The 6,988-nt window shown below is 35.8% G+C and carries 8 protein-coding genes; 7 read left to right on the top strand and 1 reads right to left on the bottom strand.

All coding sequences use genetic code 11. The features are described 5' to 3' along the window. Positions 1-193: 193 nt before the first annotated feature. The 7 genes from IWB18_RS10365 to IWB18_RS10335 all read left to right on the top strand — a co-directional run bounded on the left by IWB18_RS10365 (position 194) and on the right by IWB18_RS10335 (position 6,296). Positions 194-727, top strand: coding sequence for a putative immunity protein (locus IWB18_RS10365; protein WP_207740814.1), 534 nt, complete (start codon positions 194-196; stop codon positions 725-727). An 80-nt stretch (positions 728-807) separates the two neighbouring features. After that, positions 808-1,878, top strand: coding sequence for a ribosome small subunit-dependent GTPase A (gene rsgA / locus IWB18_RS10360; RefSeq protein WP_195683553.1), 1,071 nt, complete (start codon positions 808-810; stop codon positions 1,876-1,878). Positions 1,879-1,915: 37 nt separating this feature from the next. Continuing rightward, positions 1,916-2,854: a DMT family transporter gene (locus IWB18_RS10355; protein ID WP_195683552.1), complete on the top strand. Its 939-nt coding sequence runs from the start codon at positions 1,916-1,918 to the stop codon at positions 2,852-2,854. A gap of 93 nt (positions 2,855-2,947) precedes the next feature. After that, the gene (locus IWB18_RS10350) at positions 2,948-3,433 is read left to right on the top strand and encodes a DUF7000 family protein (protein ID WP_195683551.1); all 486 of its coding nucleotides are present in this window, start codon (positions 2,948-2,950) and stop codon (positions 3,431-3,433) included. A 167-nt stretch (positions 3,434-3,600) separates the two neighbouring features. Further along, entirely contained in the window at positions 3,601-4,443 is an 843-nt protein-coding gene (gene amrS, locus IWB18_RS10345) for an AmmeMemoRadiSam system radical SAM enzyme (RefSeq protein WP_232366976.1), read from the top strand. A gap of 58 nt (positions 4,444-4,501) precedes the next feature. Further along, the gene (gene metK / locus IWB18_RS10340; protein ID WP_195683550.1) at positions 4,502-5,692 is read left to right on the top strand and encodes a methionine adenosyltransferase; all 1,191 of its coding nucleotides are present in this window, start codon (positions 4,502-4,504) and stop codon (positions 5,690-5,692) included. A 4-nt stretch (positions 5,693-5,696) separates the two neighbouring features. Beyond that, positions 5,697-6,296, top strand: a complete 600-nt coding sequence (locus tag IWB18_RS10335; protein WP_195683549.1) for a protein-L-isoaspartate(D-aspartate) O-methyltransferase — start codon at positions 5,697-5,699, stop codon at positions 6,294-6,296. Here the strand turns inward: IWB18_RS10335 and IWB18_RS10330 are convergent, their stop codons facing one another. Continuing rightward, entirely contained in the window at positions 6,297-6,944 is a 648-nt protein-coding gene (locus tag IWB18_RS10330) for a Crp/Fnr family transcriptional regulator (RefSeq protein WP_195683548.1), read from the bottom strand. Between the last annotated feature and the right edge of the window lie 44 nt (positions 6,945-6,988).

The following is a 6,988-nucleotide window of genomic DNA, read 5'->3' as shown; positions in this document are numbered from 1 at the left end:
ACTGACAAGTGGGTCAATTCTCAGTGTTAAAATAGATTTCACAGGTAAAGTTGATCCGCTATTTATCAAAACTAAGGTGGGTCAGATTTAAACGAAAAAGTGGGTCAATTTTACTTGACAATCAACAATACTTTGTGAATCTCATCTTTTATTCAGGGAATAAAGAGATTTTTTCGGAACTGGGGATGGAACTATGTTTTCTGATGTTGAAAAGAAAATCAGAAAAGGAAACAAAATATTATTTACAAAAGATAGCGAGTGTCTAAAAAATTTAATTTACTCCATGGATAAGCAAAACCGAAAAACTCTAATATTATGGGCTTTGGACTGTGCCAAAATTCCATTGAATGAGTTCGAAGGAAGATATCCCAATGAATTTAGACCAAGGGTCTGTTTAGAAAGATGCAAAGATTGGTCTGAAGGGAAAATAAAGATGCCAGTTGCAAAAAGAGCGATATTGGATTGTCACGCAGTTGCAAAAGAAATTCATGACGATGTATATGGTGCCATATGCCATTCCATAGGTCATGCGGGTTCAACTGTACATGTAAAGTCACATGCATTGGGTCTTCCAATATACGAACTGACTTCCATGGTATTGAAGTCGGGTATGAAAGGCTATGAAAAATCGATTAAAGAAAAAATAGATTATTACGAAAATCAATTGATTTATTGGGAGAAAAAGTCAAATGATATTAAATTCAAATGGGCTGATTTTTTGTCTTGATGTATTATCTTATTTTCGGTTGTTTCACAAAAAAGTAGCTTGATTTTTTGAACGGTACTTAATAAACGAGGTGTAATTCGATGAATAATTTAATTAAATATGGAGCAAGAAAAGCCGATTTTGAAAAAGCAGCTTTATACCCTGACTTGACAATGGCAAGAATCATTTCTCAATATAAAAATTTGTATAAAATAATCACGGAATCAGGAGAAAATTTTGCTGAATTGTCAGGTAAATTCAAATATGGATCTGAAAAAATGTCTGATTATCCAGCTGTCGGAGACTTTGTAATGGTGGATCACACTGACAATACCTCGGGTAATTCAATAATTCATAAGATACTGCCGCGAAGGACTGTTTTTGAACGTACTGCAGTCGGGTATGAGAATCAGATACAAATCATTGTGACAAATATTGATTTGATCTTTATTTGCATGTCATTGAACAAAGACTTCAATGAAAGTCGTTTGGAAAGATACCTTTCAATAGTGTGGAGCAGTGGAGCCAAGCCTGTGATCATTTTAACAAAATCTGATCTTTGTAAAAATCTACAAGAAGTCGTTTCTGATATCAATATTATAGCTCCAGGTACCGATGTAATTGCAACGTCAAGTTTTGACAATGATTCGATCGATAATCTAACCGAGTATTTGAAACCCGGGACCACTGCAGCGTTTATCGGTTCTTCAGGGGTTGGGAAAACAACACTAATTAATAAAATCATTGGCGAAGATCTATTGAATACATCGGAAATCAGACAGGACGACAAGGGCAGACATACCACCACAAGAAGAGATCTTATTGTTTTGCCTGGCGGCGGTATAGTGATAGATACTCCCGGCATGAGAGAATTAGGTGCTGAGGCTGTGAATTTATCCAAATCATTTGCTGACATTGAAGATTTAAGTTTAAAATGTCGTTTCAGGGATTGCACTCATTACAACGAACCGGGTTGTGCAGTAAAAGCTGCAATTGAAGAGGGATTGCTGGATGAAAGACGCTTAGGAAATTATCACAAATTAAAACGTGAAGCTAAATACGACGGTCTTTCATTTAAACAAATAGAAAAGGAAAAACTCGACTCCATGTTTGAAAGTATAGGTGGCATGAAAAATTTTAAAAAATTTGTTCGTCAAAATAAAAAAAGATAAAATATATGACTTAAGATATGAATCAGGAGGGCAACAGTTGAAACAAAATAATGTCGAAAGAATATCTGTTTTATTTTCATTTTTGGGCTATGCGATTTTCGGGTTTAGTTTTTTATTTTCTAAATATGCAATGGAAGTATCAACTCCTATCGTTCTATTAGCGGTTCGTTTTGCTGTTGCTTTCATAATACTAAACTTATTGGTATTGGCACGTATATTTAAATTAAATTTAAAAGGGAAAAAGATAGGAACGCTCTTATTACTTGGATTACTGCAACCAATACTGTATTTTTTATTGGAGCATAATGGGATTAAGCTCTTATCTACGTCTTTTGTGGGGACGATACTAGCGCTTGTTCCAGTTACAAGCCTTGTATTAAGTAGTTTGATTATAAAAGAAAAAGTAAGTGCTATACAGGTTGTTTTTGCCATCTTATCTGTGTTTGGTGTTTTCCTGACTACGAGGGATCAATTATCGGGTACGTTCGACTTAACAGGATTTTTTATGATACTTTGTGCTGTTTTAGCGGCATCATTGTTTAATGTTATGAGCAGAAAAATTTCGGCGGATTTTACACCATTCGAAAGAACTTACGTGATGTTTGCATTAGGTAGTGCGACATTTGTTGGACTTGCTCTGCTGGTCAGCAAGGGAAAAATGAGCGAGTTGATTTTGGTGCCGCTTCTAAGTTTACAGTTTTGGATAGCAGTTATATTTCTGGCAGGTCTCTCATCTGTTGGCGCATTTATGATGTTGAATTATGCAATGACACACATAGATGTAGCAAGATCTTCAATTTTTGCAAACATAACGACAGTAATCTCTATTTTGGCTGGTGTACTGCTGTTAAAGGAAGATTTTGGGTTTTATCAAATGATTGGTTCTACAATCATTCTTATAAGTGTTTATGCAGTCAATAAAAAGGGAAAAAATCATATATTGGAACAACCCGTTGCCGAAATCAACAAGATTTGAATTCTAATTATTAAAGTTGCTTGTTTACAATTTATTGACAATGTATGTAAACAGGAATAGACTCAAGTTAAGGTAATACGAGGGAGGTATGTAATGGAAACTTTAAATGAATACGTTAAAGAATACAAACTTCAACTGAAGAAGGGGAAGATCCAAAAGGCTTATAAGGGAATAATGTCCTTCATTTTTGATTTAAAGACTTATCTCGATCGCAAATATCCGGATTATCATGCAGGTGCTTTGTATTCCGGTTATATGGATATGACATATTTTGCGTTCACTCCTTTATACCTTAAAAGACAAAAGCTTAAAGTAGCAGTTGTTTTTCTGCATGAAGAATGCAAATTTGAATTGTGGCTTGCAGCTGGAAATCGCAAAATGCAACAAGAGTATATAAATAGGCTTGAAGGCCAGGATATGGGGAAATATAAGTTATCAGAAATTAAACCTGGTGTGGATTCTATAATTGCACATTCCATTGTTGATGTTCCCGATTTTGACAATGTTGAGCAGTTGAAAAATCAAATCGAAAACGAGATTATGGAATTTGTTAAAGATATCAATAAAATTCTTGCGTAAACGTTATCATTGGAAAATAAAACAGAATCCACAATCAACTGTGGTGGTTAATAATAATTTAATGGAAAGTATTTAAAATATAGATCACAGATTCAAAAAAAATTTAAGCTTGAGTTTGTTGATCTAGGAGGTGGATTACTATAAAAGAAGCACTTTTGTACGAGAAATTGAACGAAAAAAAAGTTGGATGCATAGCATGCAATCACAGATGCATTATCAGTGAAGGTAAAAGGGGAATCTGCAGAGTAAGAGAAAATATGGATGGGTCTCTTTACGCTTTAAACTATGGCAAAACTATAGCTTTGAATATAGACCCCATTGAAAAAAAACCTCTTTATCATTTCTTGCCAGGTACAAAAATATATTCTTTTGGAACTCAGGGATGTAATTTCAGATGCACCTGGTGTCAAAATTGGGAAATATCACAGAGTCCAGGTCGGGAGGAAGACGTGGAAGGAAGACTCATAACGCCTGAAGAACATGTCCGAAATGCCTTGGCACACAATTGTCCCTCGATCGCATATACATACTCCGAGCCGACGATTTTTGTGGAATATGCACTTGATACCATGAAATTAGCTAAAGAGAAGGATTTAAAGAACGTATGGGTAAGTAATGGATTTATGTCAAGAGAAACACTTGATTTGATAATCCCTTATCTTGATGCAGCTAATATAGACTACAAGGGAATGGATGATGCTTATAAAAAATACTGTGGTGGCAGGGTGGAACCTATTGAAGAAAACCTCAAATATTTACATGAACAGGGAGTTCATGTTGAAATTACGACTTTGGTAATACCGGATATAAACGACAAATACGAACACCTGGAAAAGATAGCCAATTTTATATCGAGAGAAATGGACCCTGAAGTTCCCTGGCATGTAACACGTTTTTTCCCAGCCTGGAAGATGCTGGATAAACCTGTGACCCCGCTGGAAACATTGATAATGGCGGAGAAAATTGGAAGAAAGGCAGGTTTGAAAAATATTCATATTGGGAATGTATAAAGTATAATTGGAAAAGCCATGGTCCAAACACAAATCTTAAAAAGCATGGAGGATCGATATGAAAAGGTGGTCATTAAGTTCAGAGTCAGTAACAGAGGGGCATCCTGACAAGATATGTGATCAAATTTCGGATGCAATACTGGACGAGATAATATTAAGGGATCCTAATGCCAGGGTGGCAGTTGATGCATCCATTACAAGGCACCTGGTGCATGTGTTTGGCCAAGTTACTACAAATGCTAATATAGACATACCCGCAATAATAAAATCTGTAATTAGTGATATTGGATATACAAATGAGGAATTTGGTTTCGAAGCCGATTCTTGTTCAATTTTGATGGAAATAGATGAACAATCACCGGATATTTCATCCGGTGTGGATTATTCCATTGAAAAGAGAGAAGGATCAGAAGAAGAATTCGATTCTTTGGGAGCAGGGGATCAGGGAATCATGTTTGGATTTGCCTGTGATGAAACTCCTGAATTCATGCCGCTACCCATAGTATTATCCCACAAATTGGCTCAAAGGCTTGACATTGCTCGAAAACTTGGTGAATTAAGTTATTTAAGGCCTGATGGCAAGACAGAAGTCACGGTTGAGTATTCTGAAAACAATATAAAGAGAGTCGAAGCTGTAGTCATAGCATGTCAGCATGCGAAAGATGTTGCTTTAATACAAATTAAAAGAGATGTGATTGAAAAAATCATTAAAGATGTTATAAATGAAGAACTTTTAGACGAAAACACAAAGTTTTACATTAATGCTGCCGGTAGGTTTGTTATAGGAGGACCAAAAGGTGATTCGGGATTAACAGGAAAAAAAATCATAGTAGATACATATGGCGGTTATGCCAGACACGGCGGAGGTTCATTTTCAGGAAAAGATCCAACCAAAGTAGATCGTTCGGCTGCTTATGCTGCCAGATATGTAGCCAAAAACATTGTGGCTGCAGGTTTGGCTTCAAAATGCGAGGTGCAATTAACTTATGTGATAGGGAAGGCACGGCCGGTTTCAATTTTAGTAGAAACTTTTGGAACTGGCAGGATATCTGAAGAAAAAATAGAAAAACTTGTAATTAAACACTTTGACTTGAGACCTGCGGCCATAATAAAAAAATTTGATTTGAGAAGACCAATATACAGACAACTGGCAACATACGGTCATTTTGGAAGAAATGATCTGGATCTTCCTTGGGAATTGTTGGATAAAGCGGAGTGCTTAAAAGCAGAAGCACAAATAAGGCGGTAAACGTATGGATTTTAATTTGCTGGAAAATTATTTTAACAGTCTGGACCGTTCGTTGTTCCTTGACGATAACATAAAGGGGTATGCAAACTTGGATAGCCCGCTGCCCATCGGGTTTGGACAAACCATATCACAGCCCAGTCTGGTTTTGGAAATGACTCGTATTTTAAAGCCGGAGAAAAAAAACAAGGTATTGGAGATAGGGACTGGATCAGGATATCAAACAGCACTTCTCTCTTATATGGCAGGAGCTGTGTATACTGTTGAAATTATTCCTGAACTTTCTATGAAAGCAAAAGAAAGGCTTCAGACATTAGGAATAATGAATGTGTTTTATAAAATAGGAGATGGAAGTCTCGGGTGGATGGAACATTCACCCTTTGACAGAATTATGGTAACGGCTGCAGCAAAAAAAATACCTTTGGAATTAATGGATCAATTAAACGTGGAAGGAAGGATGGTTATTCCTGTAGGTGACGAATATATTCAAGAATTGCAATTGGTCACCAAAGATATTAATGGGGAAATAAATATACAAATGATAAATCTAGTCAGATTTGTAGAGTTGGTGGGAAAGTATGGGTGGAGTTCCTTCGACGATAAATAGTCAACCGGAATGATCCATGAGAGATTCGGTATCCAGCAATGTAATATTCCTGTATCCAGTTTCGATCCATCCGTTTTCAGAAAATTTATTTAAAATTCGATTAACTGTGATCCTGCTGGCACCTACAGCTTTACCAATGTCCTCGTGAGTGCATTTTAACGTGCCTTTTGAATCTTTATCATGGTTTAATAAATATCTTGCTATCCTTTGTTCGGCTGATAGAAAAGAGATGTTGTTTATCTCTCTTGACAGCATTCGGACTTTTTTTGATAAAAGTTCTATAAATTTGAATGCTATAAGAGGATCATTTTTAAAAAGACTTATAATATCCTGTTTGTTTATTGCTATTATTTCAGAGTTTCTAACGGCTTTTGCGGAGGAAATCCGCGGATATCCATCAAAGAATGAAGCCTCTCCAAACACTTCTCCAGAAGAGTAGAAAGTTATGATTTTTTCCATCCCATCGGGTGAATTAACAAAAATCTGAACTCTTCCTTCTTTTAAAAAGAAGAAATTTTCGGCCATCTCTCCTTGCCTGTATACAACTTCATTCGCTTTATATCTTTTGAATGTCTTGGAATTTAAATTTTTGAAAATCTCATAAGGGATCTCTATTTTGTGATCAAATTGTATTTCATTTATTTTCATTCGAAACACCTCAAAATAATTATATTAATTGTATCATTATTTAC

The sequence above is a fragment of the Alkalibacter mobilis genome (assembly GCF_015594845.1).
In the GTDB taxonomy this organism is placed as follows: domain Bacteria; phylum Bacillota; class Clostridia; order Eubacteriales; family Alkalibacteraceae; genus Alkalibacter; species Alkalibacter mobilis.
The sequence above is the reverse complement of the archived record's forward strand: the minus strand, read 5'-3'. Positions and strand labels throughout refer to the sequence as shown.

What these genes read in the sequence shown, in the direction of transcription:
- IWB18_RS10350 (WP_195683551.1), top strand. Translation starts at nt 2,948, where the DNA reads ATGGAAACTTTAAATGAATACGTTAAAGAATACAAACTTCAACTGAAG.
- IWB18_RS10330 (WP_195683548.1), bottom strand. Translation starts at nt 6,944, where the DNA reads ATGAAAATAAATGAAATACAATTTGATCACAAAATAGAGATCCCTTAT.
- rsgA (WP_195683553.1), top strand. Translation starts at nt 808, where the DNA reads ATGAATAATTTAATTAAATATGGAGCAAGAAAAGCCGATTTTGAAAAA.
- IWB18_RS10335 (WP_195683549.1), top strand. Translation starts at nt 5,697, where the DNA reads ATGGATTTTAATTTGCTGGAAAATTATTTTAACAGTCTGGACCGTTCG.
- IWB18_RS10365 (WP_207740814.1), top strand. Translation starts at nt 194, where the DNA reads ATGTTTTCTGATGTTGAAAAGAAAATCAGAAAAGGAAACAAAATATTA.
- metK (WP_195683550.1), top strand. Translation starts at nt 4,502, where the DNA reads ATGAAAAGGTGGTCATTAAGTTCAGAGTCAGTAACAGAGGGGCATCCT.